This window comes from Runella sp. (assembly GCF_965279615.1).
In the GTDB taxonomy this organism is placed as follows: Bacteria; Bacteroidota; Bacteroidia; order Cytophagales; family Spirosomataceae; genus Runella.
Map to the genome: position 1 here is coordinate 2,513,782 of NZ_OZ257252.1, position 22,069 is coordinate 2,535,850.

General features: G+C 43.4%; 18 protein-coding genes. 15 read left to right on the top strand and 3 right to left on the bottom strand.

The window, feature by feature from the left end:
• Positions 1-14 precede the first annotated feature (14 nt).
• From ACQY73_RS10990 to ACQY73_RS11045, 12 genes are all read left to right on the top strand, one after another.
• Positions 15-1,085, top strand: coding sequence for a hypothetical protein (locus ACQY73_RS10990; protein ID WP_428665472.1), 1,071 nt, complete (start codon positions 15-17; stop codon positions 1,083-1,085).
• Between the two features lie 274 nt (positions 1,086-1,359).
• Entirely contained in the window at positions 1,360-5,757 is a 4,398-nt protein-coding gene (locus ACQY73_RS10995; protein WP_428665474.1) for a glycoside hydrolase family 19 protein, read from the top strand.
• Positions 5,758-5,764: 7 nt separating this feature from the next.
• Positions 5,765-6,526, top strand: a complete 762-nt coding sequence (locus tag ACQY73_RS11000; RefSeq protein WP_428665477.1) for a hypothetical protein — start codon at positions 5,765-5,767, stop codon at positions 6,524-6,526.
• Between the two features lie 44 nt (positions 6,527-6,570).
• Positions 6,571-7,578 (top strand): glycoside hydrolase family 19 protein, encoded by a 1,008-nt coding sequence (locus ACQY73_RS11005; protein WP_428665479.1) that lies wholly within the window; start codon positions 6,571-6,573, stop codon positions 7,576-7,578.
• Positions 7,579-7,585: 7 nt separating this feature from the next.
• Positions 7,586-8,344, top strand: coding sequence for a hypothetical protein (locus ACQY73_RS11010; protein ID WP_428665482.1), 759 nt, complete (start codon positions 7,586-7,588; stop codon positions 8,342-8,344).
• 177 nt (positions 8,345-8,521) lie between these two features.
• Positions 8,522-9,511 carry a glycoside hydrolase family 19 protein gene (locus tag ACQY73_RS11015; protein WP_428665485.1) on the top strand — a complete coding sequence of 330 codons (990 nt, stop codon included), beginning with the start codon at positions 8,522-8,524 and terminating at the stop codon, positions 9,509-9,511.
• Between the two features lie 4 nt (positions 9,512-9,515).
• On the top strand, positions 9,516-10,277 hold the full coding sequence (locus ACQY73_RS11020; protein WP_428665487.1) for a hypothetical protein: 762 nt from the start codon (positions 9,516-9,518) through the stop codon (positions 10,275-10,277).
• Between the two features lie 29 nt (positions 10,278-10,306).
• The gene (locus ACQY73_RS11025; protein WP_428665489.1) at positions 10,307-10,507 is read left to right on the top strand and encodes a hypothetical protein; all 201 of its coding nucleotides are present in this window, start codon (positions 10,307-10,309) and stop codon (positions 10,505-10,507) included.
• A complete protein-coding gene (locus ACQY73_RS11030; RefSeq protein ID WP_428665492.1) occupies positions 10,476-10,700 on the top strand; it encodes a hypothetical protein in 225 nt (74 codons plus the stop codon). Before ACQY73_RS11025 ends, ACQY73_RS11030 begins: the two co-directional genes overlap by 32 nt.
• Before the next feature lie 204 nt (positions 10,701-10,904).
• Complete coding sequence (gene lepA / locus ACQY73_RS11035) at positions 10,905-12,692, top strand: translation elongation factor 4 (protein ID WP_428665494.1); 1,788 nt, start codon at positions 10,905-10,907, stop codon at positions 12,690-12,692.
• 9 nt (positions 12,693-12,701) lie between these two features.
• A complete protein-coding gene (locus ACQY73_RS11040) occupies positions 12,702-13,292 on the top strand; it encodes a Uma2 family endonuclease (protein WP_428665497.1) in 591 nt (196 codons plus the stop codon).
• Between the two features lie 89 nt (positions 13,293-13,381).
• On the top strand, positions 13,382-15,034 hold the full coding sequence (locus ACQY73_RS11045) for a pyruvate dehydrogenase complex dihydrolipoamide acetyltransferase (protein WP_428665500.1): 1,653 nt from the start codon (positions 13,382-13,384) through the stop codon (positions 15,032-15,034).
• A gap of 48 nt (positions 15,035-15,082) precedes the next feature.
• Here the strand turns inward: ACQY73_RS11045 and ACQY73_RS11050 are convergent, their stop codons facing one another.
• Complete coding sequence (locus ACQY73_RS11050) at positions 15,083-16,189, bottom strand: hypothetical protein (protein WP_428665503.1); 1,107 nt, start codon at positions 16,187-16,189, stop codon at positions 15,083-15,085.
• Between the two features lie 127 nt (positions 16,190-16,316).
• Between ACQY73_RS11050 and hslV the strand changes: the two genes are divergently transcribed.
• The 3 genes from hslV to ACQY73_RS11065 all read left to right on the top strand — a co-directional run bounded on the left by hslV (position 16,317) and on the right by ACQY73_RS11065 (position 18,240).
• Positions 16,317-16,865, top strand: a complete 549-nt coding sequence (gene hslV / locus ACQY73_RS11055) for an ATP-dependent protease subunit HslV (protein WP_428665506.1) — start codon at positions 16,317-16,319, stop codon at positions 16,863-16,865.
• Positions 16,866-16,974: 109 nt separating this feature from the next.
• A complete protein-coding gene (pth, locus tag ACQY73_RS11060; protein WP_428668449.1) occupies positions 16,975-17,535 on the top strand; it encodes an aminoacyl-tRNA hydrolase in 561 nt (186 codons plus the stop codon).
• Positions 17,536-17,775: 240 nt separating this feature from the next.
• A complete protein-coding gene (locus ACQY73_RS11065; RefSeq protein WP_428665509.1) occupies positions 17,776-18,240 on the top strand; it encodes a hypothetical protein in 465 nt (154 codons plus the stop codon).
• A gap of 130 nt (positions 18,241-18,370) precedes the next feature.
• Here the strand turns inward: ACQY73_RS11065 and ACQY73_RS11070 are convergent, their stop codons facing one another.
• A complete protein-coding gene (locus ACQY73_RS11070) occupies positions 18,371-19,774 on the bottom strand; it encodes a Gfo/Idh/MocA family protein (RefSeq protein WP_428665512.1) in 1,404 nt (467 codons plus the stop codon).
• A gap of 193 nt (positions 19,775-19,967) precedes the next feature.
• Positions 19,968-22,031 carry a methionine--tRNA ligase gene (gene metG / locus ACQY73_RS11075; RefSeq protein ID WP_428665515.1) on the bottom strand — a complete coding sequence of 688 codons (2,064 nt, stop codon included), beginning with the start codon at positions 22,029-22,031 and terminating at the stop codon, positions 19,968-19,970.
• Between the last annotated feature and the right edge of the window lie 38 nt (positions 22,032-22,069).

A 22,069-nucleotide genomic window follows, 5' to 3' on the forward strand; every position in this document is an offset into this window, starting at 1 on the left:
CAAATATGTTTAGGTTGATACAAACAATAGAGAATACTCAATTTTTCTTTGAAAAATCAAAAATCTTTGAAATTAGAGAAAATAGGCTGGTAGATATTCAAGGCAATCAAGTTTTGAACCCTAATTTCTTATCTTCGAGTAATGTACAATTAATGGTCGACAGTCCTTTTTTTGTATTTAAAATGGACAAAAATGGACAAAAAGAACTTTATAGTGATCGCTTTATAAAGTCATTTAGAACAGATAAAGATGCAAATTGTATCTTGAAATATCCCTATATTTTTTCATTGACTTTTAACCAAGATTTGACAAAAGAATACTTAAGTGTATTTGATATTGAGAATGAAAAATATCTTTTAAAGACTCCGGAAACCTTTATGGGGATATTTTTTGATAAAGACAGATTCTATGTTTCTTCTTCTTTTTCAAAGAAATTAATTTCCTACTCTCTCACCGACTTTAGCCTCCTTTGGCAATACGAATTTCCTAAAGTTGAATATTCACAAGGTTTAAGCTATGCGCCGGCAGTGAGTAATGGGATTGAGAATATATTAGGTGTATATGATTCAATCTTATGGATAGTGAGTGATGTGGGTCATCTGATAGGTATAGAATCGGAAACGGGCAAATGCAAATATCGTCTCAAAGTTCCTGATAATATACCTGCTGAATGGGGGAATTGGGAGGTATTTATCCCTGCCCAAAAGTCGTTTATTGATATTGAAAAGGGCATTATCTTTGGTCTTGACTATCCCAATTATTGGGAGTGCAATTTAAATAATCCTTCCGAAACGTATCTTCGTTATGATATTTCACAAGTAAGTAAAAACCACAGCATTGTACCTGATTTTAAAGGAAATTGGCTCGGCGATGAAATATTTTTTGGTCAAAATTCATTTGCCAAAGACCCTACACATGTAGGTATTTTTAATCGAAAAACACGGCAAATCACTTGGACAAGTCATGAGTTGGGTAACGAAGGTATTTTTAAAGGATTACAAAAAATCGAAATGACCCAAGATAGGCTCTATGTCCTGGACCGAGCCGGTACACTACATATTTTCGAGAGAGACAGCCCCGCTTAGTAGGGGCTTTTCTAAGGATTCTTCTGTGGAAAAGAGGCACAAACGGCGTTGGACAATGCATTGACCAAAGCCCGCGCCAAAAACGGGAAGATCACCGAAGCGACTCTGATTGTGGAAGGCCCACGACGAATTCGGCCACCTTAACAGGTATAGAGCTTACTCAAAATTACCGGTATGAAATTATCGCTTTTGGTAGCGACCGATCCGTCAGCGAACCGGCATTTGTCGATTATCGGTCAAAGCGGAAAAAACAACCATTGATCAAAGCCAATACGTGACCCTGTTTGCCTTTGGCTGTGAGCCTCAGCACCTGACATGGAGTACGGGACAAAAGGCCACCCGAACCCTGACGGTTGCTCCAACGGTATCCACCATTTATTTTGCCGTCTGTCAAGTCCCCGGCAAAGAAGCCTGTTCGGATTTTGTAGAACTAAAAGTAATGCCGCCGGCCTGTGAATATTTTACAATTAATGCCTCTGAAACTGAAATTAAACAGGGAGATCAGGTAATGTTAACAGCCCAGGGATGCAACGGCCAATTAGCCTGGAATAACGGCTTGGGATCAGCGCCTGCCATCAGTATTTTTCCCACTACTACCACCTCATTTACGGCGAGGTGTACAATGGGTTCTTTGTCCTGCCAACGGACGGTCACCATTAAAGTTAGGTGTACTATTGTTCTTAAAATTACCCCCATTTACGAAGGTTCACTTTGGGGACTGCTCGCTGATAAGAAAGTAAAATTAGAGGCTACGTGTACTACCGGTCCTTTACTGTTAAATGGCGAGAAATTGCAAGGAGACATTTTTGGCACCAAGATTTTCGATGGCAAAGACGATTTGACCCTTGTTGCTTCCTGCGGCGAAGGCGCAGATGCCTGCACTCAAACTGTTCAGGTGAAGGCTGTAACAAGGGCTTGCAGGGATTTTGCCGTTTCCGGCACCGAAGATCTTACCACATTGACCCTTACCGCCACCGGTTGCAGAGAAGGAAATTCCGTTACCTGGAATAACGGCTTGAGCGGAGGAACCATCACCCTGCCGCTTCCCAAAGAATCCACTGTTTTTAAAGCCGTATGCGGGCGCAACGGGTGTGAAAATTACTACACCTATGAACGAAAAAATACCAATGAGTTATTTCATATTCAACAAAAACCGGGCAATGGTTATCCGGTTACGTTATGGCCGGTCAACTGCAAAGGTACCGTTTCATGGGAAAGCACTCCCGCGTCATCGCTGAAGACCGACGTTAACAAAAATTTGATCATTGACTCAGCCCCTACCTATACCACGGTCTATACCGCCACCTGCATCACAAAGGAGCATCAGGTTGCTCAACGTTCTTACACCCTTGAAATCCCTCTGTTGTGTCTTTCGCTCAACGCGCCCCAAAGCGTTGCCAAAGGTCAAACCGCTGCACTTACCGCCATCGGATGTTTGGGAACCGTTACATGGAAGAGCAGCACCAATACCACCGGCATCGGGCTTTCTCCGGAAGGATGGGAGAAAAGTATGACGCCGTTAGGTACGGGTCAGGTGCTGACCGATCTGCCGTTGGTCAATACGATTTATGTGGCTTCCTGTGACAACCCGGGCTGTTTGGCTCGACACATTGTACAGGTCGAGCCGTGTTCCTTTACCGCCACGGCCACCCAAACGACGCTCAAAGCGGGAGAAGAGACCATACTGATTGCCCAAGGGTGTCCTAACGGCACAGTAGTGTGGCAGGACGCTGCGGGAGCGTTGCTTGGGTGGGGAGAGGAATTGACGCTGCATCCTGTAAAGAACCTGAAAATTAAAGCGGTATGCGACATAAGTAAATGTGAAAGCTCTCTGTCGATTAACGTTCCTTTGGGCAAACCCAATCCGATCATTTGTGAAAACCTGATTTTACTTGCAGACCCCGATCGTCCTATTTTTAAGGGAGAGTCCACTACCGTTAAACTGACGGCTTCGGGCTGTACAGGCGGCATTGTTACCTGGAATGGACCTTTGCTCCCTGCTGATACCCCGACGTCTTATCCTGACCACACGATCACCGTTGTGGGGCTTCAGCAGGCCGCCACGTACACGGCGGTTTGTACCAAAACAGCCTTACCGCCGGTGTCGGCAGTCATTGATATAAAGGCCGAAATTCGATTTACACTCAAGGCCGCTCCCGAAGCGGTAGAAGTCGGTAAAACGACCACACTTACCGCCGAAGGATGCATCGGCGGGACGATTGTCTGGAAAAATCCAACGGCCTCCTGTACCGGCTCGCCCTGTACGATCAACAGCCCGGTTATTACGGCTCCTGCCGGTTTTGAAGCCACGTGTCTGATCAATGGACAAACGATCACTAAAAGCGTAAATGTATCGCTCAAAAATTCGTATGGATCAGTGGTTTACCAACCGGTTTGCAGCAGCTTCTGGGCATCTTACAGTGCCCCGATCCAGGCTTCTTATCCCCTGCCTTCGGGGGTAAAAATTACATTGCAACAGGGAGGGTGCGAACAGAGAACGGTTAAATGGAAAGCAGAGGATGCCGAAGGAAACCTCCGGACGTTAACCGCTTTGGAGGATCGACCTGCCACCTCTACTACGTATACCGCTTCCTGCGAGACCAATGGGGTGGTCTGCGCTCAAAAACAGTTTTTGGTAGAAGTTCATCAGCCAAGTTGTCAGGACTTTGAGGTGTTTGTGATGCCACAATCTTCCTCAGGGCAATTAGGCGGGGCCGAAAGTGGTAACATTTCAGTCATCGCCGAATACAACGGAACCTTTCTGATCCAAGCCACGGGCTGTATCAGCAAAGACAAACCGGGTTTTGAGCAATTGAAGGTAGACTACTATCCCATTGCCGGCGCTCCGGCGCAATCAGTGCTCAATAATGGGCGATTTTACGCCCAACTTAACTCCCGGGTAGAAATCACGTGCATTGCCAATCCGATCACCTATCCCGGTGAAGTCTGTAAGTATACGCTCTATTTTGAAAAAACGGGTATCCGCCGGGAAAACAATTCCAACGCCCGCATCGGTGACATCGCAAACTCCGAAAGCACCAAAGCAGCGGATGCCGACCGTGCAACGGCCGCTTCGGGCTGCACGGCAGGTGTGGCGCTGAAAAACCTGATGGCCGATTTTTTTGCCACCCTGCTCTGCAATAACATCAATGCGTTTTATGATGAATACGGACAGTTTTCGGCCGAAAAAACCGCGACTTTTCTGGCCACCGCCGAAGATCAACTTCGAAATGACCCCGCTTTCAGTAGCTATCAACCGGAGTTTCCCGAAGACTTTTCGGACATCATTGACCAACTGGAAGCTCTTGAAGGTAACTGCGAAGGCGTGGCCGAGATCGCTCAAAACCTGACAGCGGAAATAAAAGGAACCATGCCCGTCGATGCCTATAATGAAGCCGCCGCGAAAAGTTACGCGGCGGTGGAAGCGGCTGCCCGCGAGGAATTGGAAACCGAGGACCATGTCCAAAAACCCGCTTCCATCAAACTCACGACCAATACCACTGAAAATAAGTGTATCCCGATGGCCGTGTTAATTTATACGTTGAAATCTTCTATTCTGTACAAACACAATCTGCAACTGCATGATCTGCCGGAAAACTGTCTGACGACTCAGGAAAGCAATGTGATTGTCAATCCCGCCATCAACGAAATGACATTACCGTTGGTGAAAGTAAGGTTCTCGGAATCTTTTCAGGCCGATGGGTTAACCGTGACCACTCCCACACTTGTGGCTCTGGTCGATCCCAACGACTCCAAACGGGTGGTGATCATGCGGGGCAGTTTGCCCCTACTGGTGTTTGCCCTGGATACCGAGGAGAATGCCAAACGACTGGCGGATTATTTCGGCGTAGCGCCGGCACCTGTTGTAACCAACGCTACCTTTCCTATTACGGGCGAGCAACTCAAGGAGATATTCCCCAAAACAGAACAAAGTCGCTGTAATGAAGTGGCTGAGTTAATCAACAAATACAGTGATAAGTTTGAGATCAATACGCCTCTGCGAATGGCGCACTTTCTGGGACAAATTGGTGTAGAAACAGGTGGGCTAAAGCATACAAAAGAAATCCCATGTTATAGAGAAAAAGCTATACGAGGCAACTTCGGAAGTTCAAAATATTGTGACCTGTACGAAGGATTTGACTGTGTCGATCTTGATGCTTGTGCTACCGAAAAAGCGTATGTAAAATGTGATGGTGGTGTTCCCACAACCAAAGAAGAAATCAAGAAGAAATATATTTGCAGTGCAGCTTTGTTCGATTATGTTTATTCGTGTTCTGCCAGAAAAAAACATAGTAGGTATGATTTGGGGAACGGCCCTCCATCAAGTAAAGATGGATCTACTTTTCTTGGAAGAGGGTTTATCCAATTGACGGGAAAGTCTAACTATAAGGACTTAAGTGACGCATGGAATAAAGACCCTGAAAACACAGACAATAAAAAATATTTCCATAAGCAAACATCAGAAGGTGGCCATATAGACGAGTTAGAAACCGATTTAGATGTAGCTATGAAAGCCAGCATGTATTATTGGCAGTTGAGGCAATGTAATTCAGAGGCTGATGATGATAATACCGCAGAGGTGACCAGGAAAGTAAAAGGCTCTAAAGATAAAGATGAAGTAAAAAATCGCGGAGATATCAAGGATAACGCAATTAAAGTTCTAAAAAAATAAAAAAAAGATGAAGAAGTATCTGTTGTTGAGTATTTTTCTACTCATTTCAAATTTGAACATGGCTCAAAATCTTAAACTATCCGACTTAAAAGGGGTGTGGGAAAGTGGTAGATACGAAAATAATTTTTACATTTTTTATGAGGATACAATAGCATCTATTGGGCTTAATGATGGTGAATTAGATATTGGTTTTACTAAAATTGGTTTTATAGATGAGAACGATCCATACCTGATAAAGTTGGACTCAATACAAAATATAGGTAAAGACAAAAAAAATGAACCTGCACCCCTCTATTTTAGAATAAATTTAACAGATGAGGATATAAAACATATCAAGTTAAAAAATAGGGAAGAGAGCAGGAGTATTTTCTATTTTGGGGGAACATTGTGCGGTTTGGGTATTGAAGATTATCCGATTCAAACGGGAACACGCATGGAAATTATCAACTCAAATGTTCATATTTATATCAAAAGAAAGGATTTGCCACCATTATTTATTCATAAATTATCATTAAAATATCCTCCACAAATACTAAAAAGGATGTTGGATAAAACCTTTATGAAAATAAAAATACCGAAGTCACTTATTTATTCTAAACCTACTATTCTCAGCAAAATGTATCTCATTAAAGGCGACCAAATAGAAGTAGTGGGAGAGAAAGAATTAAAAGGCACAAAATGGCTCAATTTTCGTTACTATGGTAACAGTGCGACAACAGGAAAAACTATTGAAGGTTGGATAAAAAAAGCAGATGTCAATAACTTTTAAAATGCACTTTTAACCCCGCCATCAACGAATTAACATTACCTCTGGTGAAAGTAAGGTTCTCGGACTCTTTTCAGGCCGATGGCTTAACCGTTACCACACCTACACTTGTGGCCCTGGTCGATCCCAACGACTCCAAACGGGTGGTAATTATGAGGGGAAGCCTCCCTTTGATGGTGTTTGCCCTGGATACCGAGGAGAATGCCAAACGACTGGCTGATTATTTTGGCGTGGCGCCGAAGCCTGTTGTAACCAACGCTACTTTTCCCATTACGGGAGAGCAGCTTAAGGAGATACTCCCTAAAACAGATCAAAGTCGCTGTGATGAGGTGGCTGATTTAATCAACAAATACAGTGATAAATTCGAAATCAATACTCCCCTGCGAATGGCGCACTTTCTGGGGCAAATTGGAGTAGAAACAGGAGGGTTAAAGCATACCAAAGAAATTCCCTGTTATCGTGAAAAGGCTATTAGGGCTAATTTCGGCTTCAAACATTACTGCGATTTGTTTGAGGGATTTGAATGTATAGATATGGACGCTTGTGCTACTAAAACCAAAAGAGTAAAATGTACCCCCGATGTTCCTACTACAAAAGAAGAAATCAAGAAAAAATACATTTGTAGTCCTGCCTTGTTTGATTATGTTTATTCTTGCTCTGCTCGCTTAAAGGGAGGGATGTATGATTTAGGAAATGCCAGCCCCAATAGTAAAGATGGCTCTACCTTTCTTGGAAGAGGATTTATCCAATTGACGGGTAAGTATAACTATAAGGACTTAAGTGACGTATGGAATAAAGACCCTGAAAACGCAGATAATAAAAAATATTTCCATAAGCAAACATCAGAGGATGGCCATATAGACGAGCTGGAAACCAATTTAGATGTAGCCATGAAAGCCAGTATGTATTATTGGCAGTTGAAAAAATGTAATTCAAAAGCCGATGATGATGATACTAAAGGGGTTACTAAAAGGGTGAAAGGGTCAGACCCAGACGACGAAGTAAAAAATCGCGGAGATATCAAGGATAATGCAATTAAAGTTCTAAAAAAATAATAAAAAGATGAAGAAGTCTCTGTTACTGAGTATTTTTCTACTCATTTCTAATTTGAGTATGGCTCAAAATCTTAAACTATCCGACTTAAAAGGGGTATGGGAGTTTGCATTATATGAAAATAATTTTTACATTTTTTATGAGGATAGTGTAGCGTCAATTGGACTTAGAAGTAATGGAGAATTAGGAATCAGTTTTGGAAAAGTTGGTTTTATTGATGAGGACGATCCATACCTGATAAAATTGGACTCAATACAAAATGCAGATAGAGGTAACAAAAATGAACTTATACCTCTTCATTTTAGAGTAAATTTAACAGATGAGGATATAAAACATATCAAGTTAAAAAATGTGTCAGGGAAGAAGAATCTTTTTTATGATGATGGCGTATTAAGCAGTCTAGGTATTGAAGATTATCCGATTCAAACGGGAACACGCATGGAAATTATCAACTCAAATGTTCATATTTATATCAAAAGAAAGGATTTGCCACCATTATTTATTCATAAATTATCATTAAAGTATCCTACACAAATACTAAAAAGAATGTTGGATAAAACCTTTATGAAAATAAAAATGCCGAAATCATTTATTTATTCTAAACCTACTATTCTCAGCAAAATGTATCTAATCAAAGATGATCAAGTAGAAGTAGTAAGAGAGAAAGAAATAAAAGGCACAAAATGGCTCAATTTTCGCTACTACGGTAACAGTGAGAAGACAGGCAAACCTATTGAAGGTTGGATAAAAAAGAGTGATATAGGTTAAAAAATCAGTACAGTATCTTACATAAAGTGTTAAAGTCAATAACATCCGGATCGTCAAAGATATCGATGACACTAAGAGCGATTGCATCGTGGTGGAAGTGAAGAGAGACTGAATGCCGACTACTCCCGATAACATCAAAAGTCAAGCTTAACCGTTGCCACGTCTACACTCTCGGCCATGGCTGACCCCAACAACGCCACACGCGTGTTGATCATGCGGGGAAGTATTCCCTTGATGGTGTTTGCCCTGGACACCGAGGAGAATGCCAAACGTTTGGCTGACTATTTCGGCGTAGCACCGAAGCCTGTTGTAACCAACGCTACTTTTCCCATTACAGGAGCGCAGCTGAAGGAGATATTTCCAACGACCAAGCAAGACCGTTGTGATGAAGTGGCCGAAATTATTAACAAATATTCGACGGAATATGGGTTGGATACTGCCGAAAAAATGAGTCATTTCATTGGGCAGATCGGAGCCGAAACACAGTTGAAAAGTTTGGATGAGAAATCGTACTCTGCCTCACGGATTTTGACAGCAGAGAAAACACGGACAATAAGAACGCACAATGGTAAGAAGGTATTGAAATACTGCTCTATTTTTGAGGACTACTCGCCTAGTGGTACAGGGTGTCCTTATCCCTATTGTGATGAAGATATTGTAGTTCCAACGGGCAGCTATAGTGCCCTGTATGCATCAATAACTTTCATGAAAGAGATGGGCAAAACAGTTAGAGCTAATATGGTGGATGAATTACCTCGTGATCCTAATTTTTTTAATGTGGTCTATGCTTGCCAGTTAAATAATGGCGGAATAGAATCCGGCGATGGATATCGTTTTAGAGGCAGAGGGTTTATTCAGATTACGGGACAAACCAATTACCAAAAAATGGTTCAGAACAAGTGGGATGATGTACACGGTAAGGGGACAAAAGATTTTATGTGTCGAAGTTCGGCTTGCGACAAAAACCTAGATGACATTGCCAACGATTTAGATTTCTCAATGCTTATTTCACTAACTTTCTGGAAGGCTGGAAATACAAATGAAAGAGCAAAGGAAGTAAATGAAAGTGCAATAAGAAAAGTAACAATAGCAGTAAATGGTGCAGAAAATGGAATTGATCACAGAACAAAGTATACCAACGACGCTTATGCAATACTTAAAAAATAACTTCATGATTGTTTTGCTCTTGATAACAAGCAATACCTTAGGGCAAAGTACAGGTATACACTCAAATCTCAAAGACTTTGAAGGAATGTGGCAGTTTGTTCCACCTAAAGGGAGCAATGATACTAATTTTACATCTATCAAATATTTCAAAAACAGAATTAGGTTTAATATTTTTTATTGGCATAAGTCAAAAAATATTGATGTAGATTCAATGCTGATTGGTTTTTCTCCAAAAGATAAGAAGGTTTATAAACTATCTGATTTAGATTCAGTAGGTCAACGAATGTATTTTTATAGCCCTAATCCTCAAGCCCCCAACGACAGTATCAAATATTTTCGAGAAGCCAGCCCAAGTTGTTCGGCACTCTATAATGGAAATGCTATTGAAGAAGAATTATCTCCACCCGAAAAAGGTAGACCTAATTATTTTACGTTCAGTTTTAACGGCAGAGACATTGACCGTCACGAGCAGCTACATCATTTGCCCAATTTAATAGTATCTAATTTGGTGAAAAACAAAAAAGAACTGTATAAAGTGGAAGCTTTTTTGAATAAAAAATTTTTAATTATAAAAAATCCTAAAGCTTATATTTTTAATGATGCACGCAATAAAACAAAAATGTACCTCTTAAAAAATGATCCAATAGTAATTATTGAAAAAATGGCAGATTGGTTAAAATTCAACTACTATCCGGAAAAAAATGGAGTATGGACAGGCAAAACCATTGAAGGGTGGATCAAAAAATCAGATGTGGATAATCCTTAATATACCCTGTCAATCCCGCCATCAATGAAATGACCTTGCCGTTGGTGAAAGTAAGACTCTCGGACTCTTTTCAGGCCGATGGCTTAACCGTTACCACACCCACGCTCTCAGCCAAGGCTGACCCCAACAACGCCACACGCGTGTTGATCATGCGGGGAAGCCTCCCTTTGATGGTGTTTGCCCTGGATACCGAGGAGAATGCCAAACGACTGGCTGAAATTTTGGCGTGACACCGGCATCAATCAAATCTCCCGGCAATGCCATTTTATTATAGGGGAGCAACTCAAAGCCACAACCAAACAGACTATTTGTGATGAAGTGGCCGAAATTATTAACAAATACTCTACCAAATATGGTCCGGATACTGTCGAAAAAATGAGCCGTTTTATTGGGCGAATTGGGGCCGATACGTTACTTACTTAGTTAATCGAACTTATCCATACCGAGAGTAACATCAAAAACTAATGCCCCCCTCAGCAAACAATCCCGCCAAACCCGCTGTTATTCGGCTAATCTGACGTAATTTTGCGGACCGAAGGGGTGTTCAGTAGGTTGTAATGAGTGTTGAGTTCTGTTATGTTCCAATCCTCACTGCTCAACCCCCATTACATACCACTAAATTTTTGAATGAAAAATATTCGCAATTTCTGCATTATTGCCCACATTGACCACGGCAAAAGTACGTTGGCCGACCGCTTATTGGAGTTTACCAAAACGGTTACCGACCGTCAAATGCAAGCCCAGCTATTGGATGACATGGATTTGGAACGCGAACGCGGTATCACCATCAAGAGCCACGCCATCCAAATGGATTACTTATATAAAGGCGAAAAATACACTCTCAACCTTATTGATACGCCGGGACACGTTGACTTTAGCTACGAAGTATCGCGCTCAATAGCGGCCTGTGAAGGTGCATTGTTACTGGTTGATGCTTCGCAAGGCGTAGAGGCGCAGACGATTTCAAACCTCTATTTAGCTATGAATCAGGGGTTGGTAATTATTCCGGTCCTGAACAAAATTGACCTTCCGGGCGCGATGCCCGAAGAGATCAAAGACGAAATGGAAGACCTCCTCGCCTGCGACCGCGACGATATCATTCCCGCCTCCGGCAAAGCAGGTATTGGTATTGAGGAAATTCTGGCGGCGATTGTGGAGCGTATCCCCGCCCCTAAAGGCAATCCTGCCATTGAACTTCAGGCCCTTATCTTTGACTCTGTTTTCAACTCTTACCGCGGTATTGAAGTAATTTTCCGCGTGCAAAACGGCAGCATTCGCAAAGGAGATAAAGTAAAGTTTGTAGCTACGGGTAAGGAATACAATGCCGACGAGATCGGAACACTGCGTTTGGAAAAAGAACCCAAAGATGTGATCGAATGCGGCGATGTAGGCTACCTCATATCGGGAATCAAAGTAGCCCGTGAAGTAAAAGTAGGTGATACCATCACGCACGTCGATAAACCTTCCAAAGAACCCATCAAAGGGTTTGAAGAAGTAAAACCAATGGTCTTTGCAGGACTTTATCCTGTTGAAACCAGTGAGTTCGAAGAAATGCGCGAAGCCATGGAAAAGCTTCAACTTAACGATGCGGCCCTTGTTTGGGAACCGGAAACATCCGCCGCTTTAGGTTTTGGATTCCGTTGCGGCTTCTTGGGAATGCTGCACATGGAAATCGTGCAGGAGCGTTTGGAACGGGAATTCGACATGACCGTTATTACCACAGTTCCTTCCGTGAAGTTTAAAGTCGTAACTACGAAGGGTGGCCTGTTGGAAGTAAGTGCTCCTTCCGAAATGCCCGAGCCAAATTATATTGAGTGGATCGAAGAACCTTTTATTAAGGCTCAGATCATTACAAAGGCGGAATACATCGGCCCCATCCTGAAATTGTGCATGGATAAACGCGGGGTGTTGAAAAATCAAAACTACCTCACGGCTGACCGCGTAGAACTGGTCTTTGAGATGCCGTTGGCCGAAGTGGTGTTTGACTTTTTTGATAAACTGAAAACCATTTCCCGTGGCTATGCTTCGCTTGACTACGAACTCTTGGATTACCGAGAGTCAGACATGATCAAGCTCGACGTAATGCTTAATGGTGACGCGGTGGACGCACTTTCAGCCATTGTGCACCGTACCAAAGCGTACGAATGGGGTAAAAAGCTTTGCGAAAAACTGCGCGAATTGATTCCGCGTCAAATGTTTGAGATTGCAATTCAAGCAGCTATCGGTCAAAAGATCATTGCCCGTGAAACCGTAAAAGCCATGCGGAAAGACGTATTGGCCAAGTGTTATGGCGGTGATATTTCGCGGAAACGTAAACTGTTGGAAAAACAGAAAAAAGGAAAGAAACGTATGCGTCAAGTCGGCAGCGTAGAAATACCTCAGGAGGCATTTATGGCGGTATTGAAGATAAATTAAGGCAAAAGAATGGGATTACCGGCGCACAATCATCAATTCTATACCATCCGGGAATACCTCGAACTTGAACGCCAAACCGGCATTAAGTACGAGTATGAGGACGGTGAAGTATTTGCGATGGCAGGAGGAACTGCTGTACATAGTCTCATTGGCAATAACGTGGGTGGAGAACTTCGTCGTGTTCTCAAAAACCGTTCCTGCAATGCTTACAACAGCGACCTAAAAATCGCCATCAACGAAGAAAAATACCGTTATGCAGATGCTTCGGTGATTTGTGGTCCGGTAGAATACTACGATGAGAACCCCGAAGCAGCCAAAAATCCCGTATTGATTGTAGAAGTACTTTCCGAAAGCTCGGAGCCTTACGACCGTGGCGAAAAATTCAAAACATATCGTCAGATTCCGAGTTTTCGCGAATATATATTGATCGAACAACGTTATCCTTTAGTAGAAGTATTTTTTAAGGTAGACGAAAAAACGTGGCAATACCGAGCGTATGAACAGTTAGATCAAAACATACAGCTTAGCTCCATTGAAGCTGAAATTTCGATGGAAGAAATTTACAGCGGTGTAACGTTCAATGAAGAATTGCTAAACTAATTCAACAAGAAAATAATGATTTTTGAGTGTTTCTACTAATTTTGACGCTCGAAACGTAACGGAACTATTCCCTATTCATACTCACTCATATGGCAGAAGTAATCCGAATGCCCAAGATGTCAGATACCATGACCGAAGGCGTCATAGCAGCTTGGAATAAGAAAGTAGGAGATGTAATTAAATCAGGCGATATCATCGCCGAAGTAGAGACTGATAAAGCTACCATGGATTTGGAGTCGTACCAGGAAGGAACACTCTTATACATTGGCGTAGAAAAAGGCGCGGCGGTGCCCGTAGATGGCATTATGGCCATTGTAGGCGCTCCCGGCGAAGATTATAAAGCACTCCTTGACGGAGGAGGCGCTCCCGCAGCACAGCCCGCTCCGGCACCTGCCCCCGCAGAGCAGCCTGCCGCTACACCGGCACCCGCTCCTGCCGCAGCCCCTGCACCGGCAGCCAGTCCTGCACCGGCGGCAAATGTGAATGCAACCATTGTTCGGATGCCTAAGATGAGCGATACCATGACCGAAGGAGTATTGGTATCATGGCTTAAAAAAGTAGGCGATAAAGTAAAATCAGGAGATATTTTGGCCGAGGTCGAAACCGACAAAGCCACTATGGAGCTTGAAAACTACGAAGACGGCACCCTACTTTACGTAGGTGCCAAAGAAGGCGAGGCCGTACCCGTAGATGGGGTAATTGCCATCATTGGCGAAGAAGGAGCCGATTACCAAGCCTTATTGAACGGTGGCAGCCAACCTGCTCCGGCACCGGCGGCAGAAACAGCTCCCGCAACTCCTGCACCTGCCGCTCAAACGCCGCAAGTTTCAGACAACGGTACTGATTCCCGCATCAAAGCATCGCCATTGGCGAAAGCATTAGCGAAAGATAAAAACGTAGATCTGACCAAGGTCACCGGTTCGGGCGAAGGCGGTCGTATCGTTAAAAAGGATATCGACGCTGCTCAATCAGCTCCTGCCGCCTCACAGCCGGCAGCGCAACCTGCTCAGGCTCCCAAAACGGACAAACCTGCGCCAACACCGGCCGCCGCACCTGCGGGCGACTACGAAGATGTACCGGTATCGCAAATGCGCAAGACCATTGCACGTCGTTTGAGCGAAAGTTTATTTACCGCACCGCATTTCTACCTTACTATGGAAATCACCATGGACAAGGCGATGGAATTGCGCGGCAAGATCAACGAAGTAAGCCCGGTCAAAATTTCATTCAACGACATGGTCATCAAAGCGGCGGCATTGGCGTTGAAGCAGCACCCTGCCGTTAACTCTGCGTGGTTAGGTGATAAGATCCGTAAATACAATTATGTAAATATTGGCGTAGCCGTAGCGGTTGACGAAGGTTTGTTGGTTCCTGTGGTACGGGATGCCGACAAAAAGGTACTTTCGATCATTGCCGGTGAAGTAAAAGAGATGGCGGCCAAAGCCAAAGACAAGAAACTCCAACCGAAAGATTGGGAAGGCAATACATTCTCGATCTCTAACCTTGGAATGTTTGGAATCGATGAGTTTACGGCCATTATCAATCCGCCGGATTCGTGTATCATGGCCGTTGGCGGAATCAAGAAAGTAGCTGCTTTTAAAGAAGATGGAACGATCTATCCAACCAATTTGATGAAAGTAACACTCTCGTGTGACCACCGCGTAGTGGATGGTGCAACGGGTTCGGCCTTCCTGCAAACGTTTAAGAAATTACTGGAAAACCCGCTCGGAATGCTGGTTTAATAACTAATCCCAATTTTATAAAGAGATGGCTTAACGGTCATCTCTTTATTATTTAATGGCAATGTAACTCGTGCCGTCTGAAAAGATCTCGCGCGTATAGCCTCCGGCTACGTTCAGGATATCGGTACGCAGGGCATTTCCTTCATAGTATGATTGGGACAACGTTATCGTTCCCGTCCCGATATTTACAATCTTCCAACTTTTCCCTGCTCTGAGCGAAGGAATCGGTAAGGTATACGTGACGGTTCCGCCTTTATGAATGTATAGTTGGACATCATCACTCAGGGTTGTATTATTGTAAGTTACCTGAAACTCGGTTACAGCAACTGATTTTTTATGCAGTACGCCATTTACATCTACCGTAACCAATTGTTTATCATTCCCTTCCTGCAACCCAACGGCTTTTATTGGATCTGATACCGCCTGAACCGTAAGTGCGTGGGTTACATTGGTGGTGCCTATACCTACATTCCCGCCAAAATAGTTCTTCAAAATAGAAGGGACAATGTAAACTCCCCAACCGGTTTTTATAATGGCAGGATTGACTCCTCTGATAAAATCCAATCGAATACCATAAAAATTAGTCACTTCGGCGATATTGCCGGCCGTATTACCGGTAAAGAGACGCAAATTCAGTAGATCAAACTCATCTGTTACGTGCGGACGCCCGTTGTTGTTGAATGTAGCCGACAAACGAGCCGTATAACCATTTCGCAAACGGCCACCGTCTTGAAAACCTAACGTATCGGTAGTTCCGCGTATAAAATTAGACTCTAAAGAGCTGTTGTGTACATCTTTAAAATAAACTCCCTGCTTAAAATTGGTAAAATGATTCACCACCAAGCCCGTATAAGTAGAAGATGTATCGGTAGCCAATCCAATTTTGGCCGGATTTCCTTCGTACCAATCAGGTTCATTTATGCTGAGATAGGCCCCTCGCGTACTTTTTTGGATATAGGGTGTTGTCACTAAAAATTTACTGTTGCCGGGATTTCTTATCCACGACGAAATCGCCACTCCTCCACTCCGCCAGATTTTGGCCGTATCATTTGCATTGTAAAGCGTGGTATCAGCCGTTTTCCAATTTGAGAAAACTTGACCGTAAGCCGTTTGCCAAAACAGCATAATCATTACCGAAAAAATAACATTTTTCATAGTTTTTTTCTCTTTAGCGTAGTTAAAAGTACTAATCTATTTTTCCGGTCCCTTAGAAACGTTGTTTTATTTTCGGCAAGACCAACACACTTGCTACCTTTGCAGTTCATTCAAACGAATTTAAACAATGAGTATTCCAACCATACATGCCACTACCGTAGTGGGTATTATTCATAACGGAGAAGTAGTCGTAGGTGCCGACGGACAGGCCACGATGGGAAATACCGTCGCTAAAAGTAATGTTCGCAAAGTGAGAAGTTTGGCGGGCGGCAAAGTAATTGCAGGTTTTGCGGGCTCTACAGCCGACGCCTTTACGTTGATGGAGCGATTTGAGGAAAAATTAAATGCCTACGGCGGTAACCTGAAACGCGCGGCCATCGAACTCGCCAAAGATTGGCGCACCGACCGTTTTTTACGCCGTCTGGAAGCGATGATGATCGTAGCAGGAAAAGATGAATTACTGGTAATTTCGGGAACCGGTGATGTATTAGAACCCGACAACCAGGTCGCCGCCATCGGTTCAGGTTCTATGTACGCACAATCGGCCGCACTCGCGCTCAAAAAACACGCACCTCAACTCACTGCCGAAGAAATGGTGCGCGAAAGCCTTCACATTGCTGCTGACATCTGTATCTACACTAATCATAATCTGGTGGTGGAGAAAGTAGCTCCTTAATTAATGACAATCAGCATTTACGGAAATCCCGGAGCTTTAACATAACAGGCAGGCTTTATTAACAACAAATTTTGACTTTTAAATGACGGACAGGATGTCCGTACCACAAATGAAATACCTTATTGTAGGCCTTGGAAACATTGGGCCTGAATACGCTTTTACACGCCACAATGTCGGCTTTATGGTCCTTGATCGGTTGGCAGCTCAGCACGACTTTAAGTTTACGATGCAAAAACTGGCCTATACCGCTGAGTTTAAATACAAGGGAAGGCAGATTTATTTTATTAAGCCAACCACCTACATGAACCTCAGTGGAAAGGCCGTTCGCTATTATATGGATGCGTGGAAAATCCCTATTGAGAATATTTTGGTAGTGACGGATGAAATTCAGCTTCCGCAGGGAAAGATCCGAATCAAGCCTAAAGGCTCCAATGGCGGACACAACGGATTGCGAAACATTGAAGAATTGCTGGGTACGCAGGAATATATTCGGTTGCGGTTCGGAGTTGGTGATGATTTTCCCCGTGGGCAACAGGTAAAATATGTGCTGAGTAATTTTCCCGAAAACAATTTAGAAGAATTACTCATTGATTTAGACCGAGCCGGCGATGCAATACTTAGTTTTTGTACTTTAGGATTACAGAATGCGATGAATAATTTCAATCAATGATTGTATTTTTTAAAGAATTTTACTTTTTTGAAAATAAAAATTTTCTTAAAGTTGTATTATTTTAATCAGAATATTATTTTGTATTATAACAAATTGAAAATTAATATTCTTTAAAAATCAGCGTTTTATAGAACATTAAACAAAATAATATTTCGATTATCAAAAATTTCAAATTTGGATTTATAAAATCTTGCCGTACCTTTGTATCGTTCAATCAGCAAAAGCAAATTGAACTTTATTATGAAATACACAGTTAAGTTAATTATATTTGTAATAGGATTCGGTTTAAGCTTTATTTCCATCGAATCAAACGCAAAAGAAGATAAGAGTACCGTAAATACAGTAGGCTTATCGAAAGGCAGAGAAAAGGCATTTGAACAGTATATCACTGAACATTTTACCCCTTTTACCGAGCAGGACGAGTGGAAAGTTTTTGTGGAAGTTGTGACTTTATACAACCAAAGCCCGTCTAAGTTATTGAACGTAAACGCCGAAACGCAGCAACAGTTTACGAGTGCAGTAAAGTTATTGAATCATGCCATGAAAAGCAGCAATGACGAAAATGCAAAAATATGGCTCGAAAACGTTCGCAAAACGGCACATAACATACATTTTCTGTGGACTGTAGACTGGGAAAGTCTAACACCGGCACACGACACGGAAAGAATTATTGGGGAACCAATCAGCATGCTTAACGGTTTTTAAAAGAACCTAAGAAGCTGAAAAAGAGATTAAAGTTAGTTTTTTCATGTAGAAAAGGTTAAGGGTTTAGGAATAGTCAGTATAAAGCCCCGCTCTAGATAGCGGGGCTTTATCTTTTTATATCCATCAACTTTTACACATTCACCAACATTCCCAACTTACGTTCTTCTTTCCAACGACCACGCGTAAAGTCCGGAAATTTAACAGGCGCATTACCACCCTGAATCGAAAGGGCCGAAAGCGGTGTCACCGAAGACCAGGACGCGGCATCATAAACGTCCATATCCAAGGACGTACCACGGTTGAAGCAATCGATCAGACGGTAGATCAACACAAAGTCCATCCCTCCGTGACCGCCGTTCTTCTCAATTTCATCTTTCATCTTGGCCCAGATCGGGTGTTTGTATTGCTCTCTTAAGGCTTTGTATTCTTCATCTTTCAGGAAGCCGTGCCCTTGTCCTTTTTTAGAAAAATGACTTGGATACCCCATATGGAACGCTTTTGTTCCTGCCAACATATTGATACGACTGTAAGGGCGCGCCGTCACTACATCGTGCTGAACCAAAATCGTACGACCTAAGTGCGTCTTGATCAATGTATTGTTCATATCACCATGCTTGAACCCTTTTCGTCCATGAAACTCATTGGTAGGGTCTGTCATGGTGGAAGAGTCTTCACTTAGACTCGCTTCCAGACTGCTCATCGAAACCAAGTGATTAAAGCGGTCACCACGGTCGATATTCATGTATTGTGACACCGGACCAAGGCCATGCATCGGGTACAGGTTTCCGTCGCGGGTCAGGTTGTGCCGAATCCGCCACATATTATAGTACTCAGTTTTTGAGAACAGCAATTCACGCAGATCATGAATGTAACCGCACTCAGCATACGTAAGCGTTCCGAAAAGCCCTTGGCTGGCCATATTGAGCAACCATAATTCCTCATCTCCGTAACATACGTTTTCGAGCATCATGCAGTTTCTCTGCGTTTGCTCGGCAGTATTGACCAACTTCCAACAGTCTTCCAAGGTATACGCAGCCGGCACTTCGGTAGCAGCGTGTTTGCCTTGTTGCATGGCATAAACGCACATCGGGACGTGGTCTTCCCAAGGGGTAGCAATAATGACGAGATCAATGTCATCGCGGCGGCACATTTCTTTCCACGCATCAATTTTGGTATGATAATACGCAACGTCATTAACACCTTGTTTTTCCAACCATTCTTTTGTGCGATTGGTATAACGCTCCTGAATGTCACAAACTGCTACGATCTTCGCTTTGGCTCCGCAGGCATGAACCAGCTTAACGTGCCCCGAACCACGGTTTCCAACTCCAATAAAAGCTACCCGAACCTGGGCAATAGGCGCCATTTTAAGGCCGATCACCGATTTACCAATGGCATTGGGTACGAAATTGGCACGTTCAATTTGTGATTCTACGGAATTGTTAGTGGCTTTGGAACTAAAGGGCAGCCCTAACGCTGAACCTATTGCCGCCGATGCTTTCAAAAATGAACGACGTCCCGGAATGTTTTTCATGAAATGGAAGGGGTTGAAGGTTGATTAAAATATCAATTAAGGGTTTTTGATGTCGATTTCAGCGGCTTAATAACTATTATGCATCCGGCCGCAATAGGGAAGCAAATTAATAAATTAATTTAAAAAACGAAAAAAGGGTCCGACGGTTCGATACCGTCAGACCCTTCATTTTATCCTTTCGATCTACTTATTTTTACGAAATCGACGCTCCCGCCCACACTTCTTTGTGCGGCTGAATCAGCGAAAGGCTGCCATCCCGATCTTCGGCCATGAGGATCATACCGTTGGATTCCTGTCCCATGATCTTACGCGGCGCAAGATTGGCAATAAAGGTCACTTGCCGACCCACCATTTCTTCGGGTGAAAAATGCTTGGCGATTCCGCTCAAAATGGTACGCTTTTCGAAACCGTCATCCACCAAAAACTTCAACAATTTATCACTTTTAGGTACACGTTCTGCTTCTAAAATGGTGCCGATGCGAAGGTCTAGTTTGGCAAAATCATCAAATTGTACCGTCGGTTTCAGTTCAGGCACCGACTTTGTCGCTAATTCATTCATTTTCTTTGCGTCGTGTAATTTTTGAATTTGTTTTTCAATTACGGCGTCTTCGATCTTTTCGAACAACAAAAAGGCCTCGCTGATGGTCTGTCCTTCAGATAATAAATCAGCACTTCCTGCCTCTTCCCATTTCCACGCGCCATTGCCTAATTGCTGACGAAGTTTATTTCCCGTAAAAGGCAGGAATGGCTCGCTGACAATTGCCAAATTAGCCGCGATTTGCAGCGCAATGTTCATGATCGTATTTACGCGCTCGGCATCCGTTTTGATGACTTGCCAAGGCTGCGTCTCGGCTAAGTATTTATTACCCAAACGTGCCAGATCCATCAGAAACGACAAACCTTCACGGAAACGATAGTTTTCAATGGCTTCGGCGATTCTGGCAGGGAAATCGGCCAACGTTGCCAACGTTTCTTTGTCAAAATCGGTCAATTCACCACGTGCGGGCACTTTCCCGTCACAGTATTTATGAGTCAATACGACGGCACGATTGACAAAATTTCCGTAAACGGCCACCAATTCGCTGTTGTTGCGGGTTTGGAAGTCTTTCCACGTAAATTCGCTGTCTTTAGTTTCGGGAGAATTGGCCGTCAACACATACCGCAAAACATCCTGTTTATCAGGCATTTCCTCCAAAAATTCGTGCAACCATACCGCCCAGTTGCGTGAAGTGGAAATCTTATCGCCTTCCAGGTTCATAAATTCATTGGCAGGCACGTTGTCGGGCAGTATGTAATCGTCACCCATCGCCATCAGTGTAGCCGGGAAAATGATGCAATGGAATACAATATTGTCTTTGCCGATGAAGTGCACCAATTTAGTATCCTGATCTTTCGGTGACGACCGCCGCCACCATGTTTCCCAACCGGCATCGGTACCGTTCTTCTGAATCAACCAATCTTTGGTGGCCGAGATGTAGCCAATCGGTGCTTCAAACCATACATAAAGCACTTTTCCATCGGTATCGGGCAACGGCACTTTAATTCCCCAATCCAGATCACGAGTCATAGCTCGCGGGCGCAACCCTTCTTTCAACCACGATTGGCATTGGCCTGCTACGTTGGTTTTCCATTCGGTATGGCTGCTGACATATTTTTCAATGTCGGGCTGCATTTTGTCCAATGGCAAAAACCAGTTTTTAGTGGCTCGCAATACAGGTTTTGAACCTGATAGTGTAGAATGTGGATTTTTCAACTCCAATGGACTCAACGCCGTACCGCAACGCTCGCATTGATCGCCGTAGGCGTTTGGATTGGCACAAACCGGACACGTTCCTACAATGTAGCGGTCGGCCAAGAATTGTTGCGCCACTTCGTCGTAATACTGCTCGCTTGTCTCTTCAATGAAGCCATCTTTATCGTAAATTGTCTTGAAAAATTCCTGTGAAGTTTCGTGGTGAATAGGCAAACTCGTGCGCGAATACACATCAAACGAAATACCGAAATCTTCAAACGATCGCTTGATCTGGGTGTAATACTTATCGACGACGGCCTGTGGCGTCAATCCTTCTTTTTTGGCGCGGATCGTAATGGGCACGCCATGTTCGTCGGTGCCGCTCACGAAGGTCACTTCAGCACCTTTGGCACGCAAATAGCGTACATAAATATCGGCAGGTACGTAACAACCCGCCAAATGCCCGATGTGAATGGGACCGTTGGCATAAATGAGGGCGGCTGTGACGGTGTATCTTTTACTCATAATATAGAATGTCAAATTTCAGGGGGCAAAATTAGTAA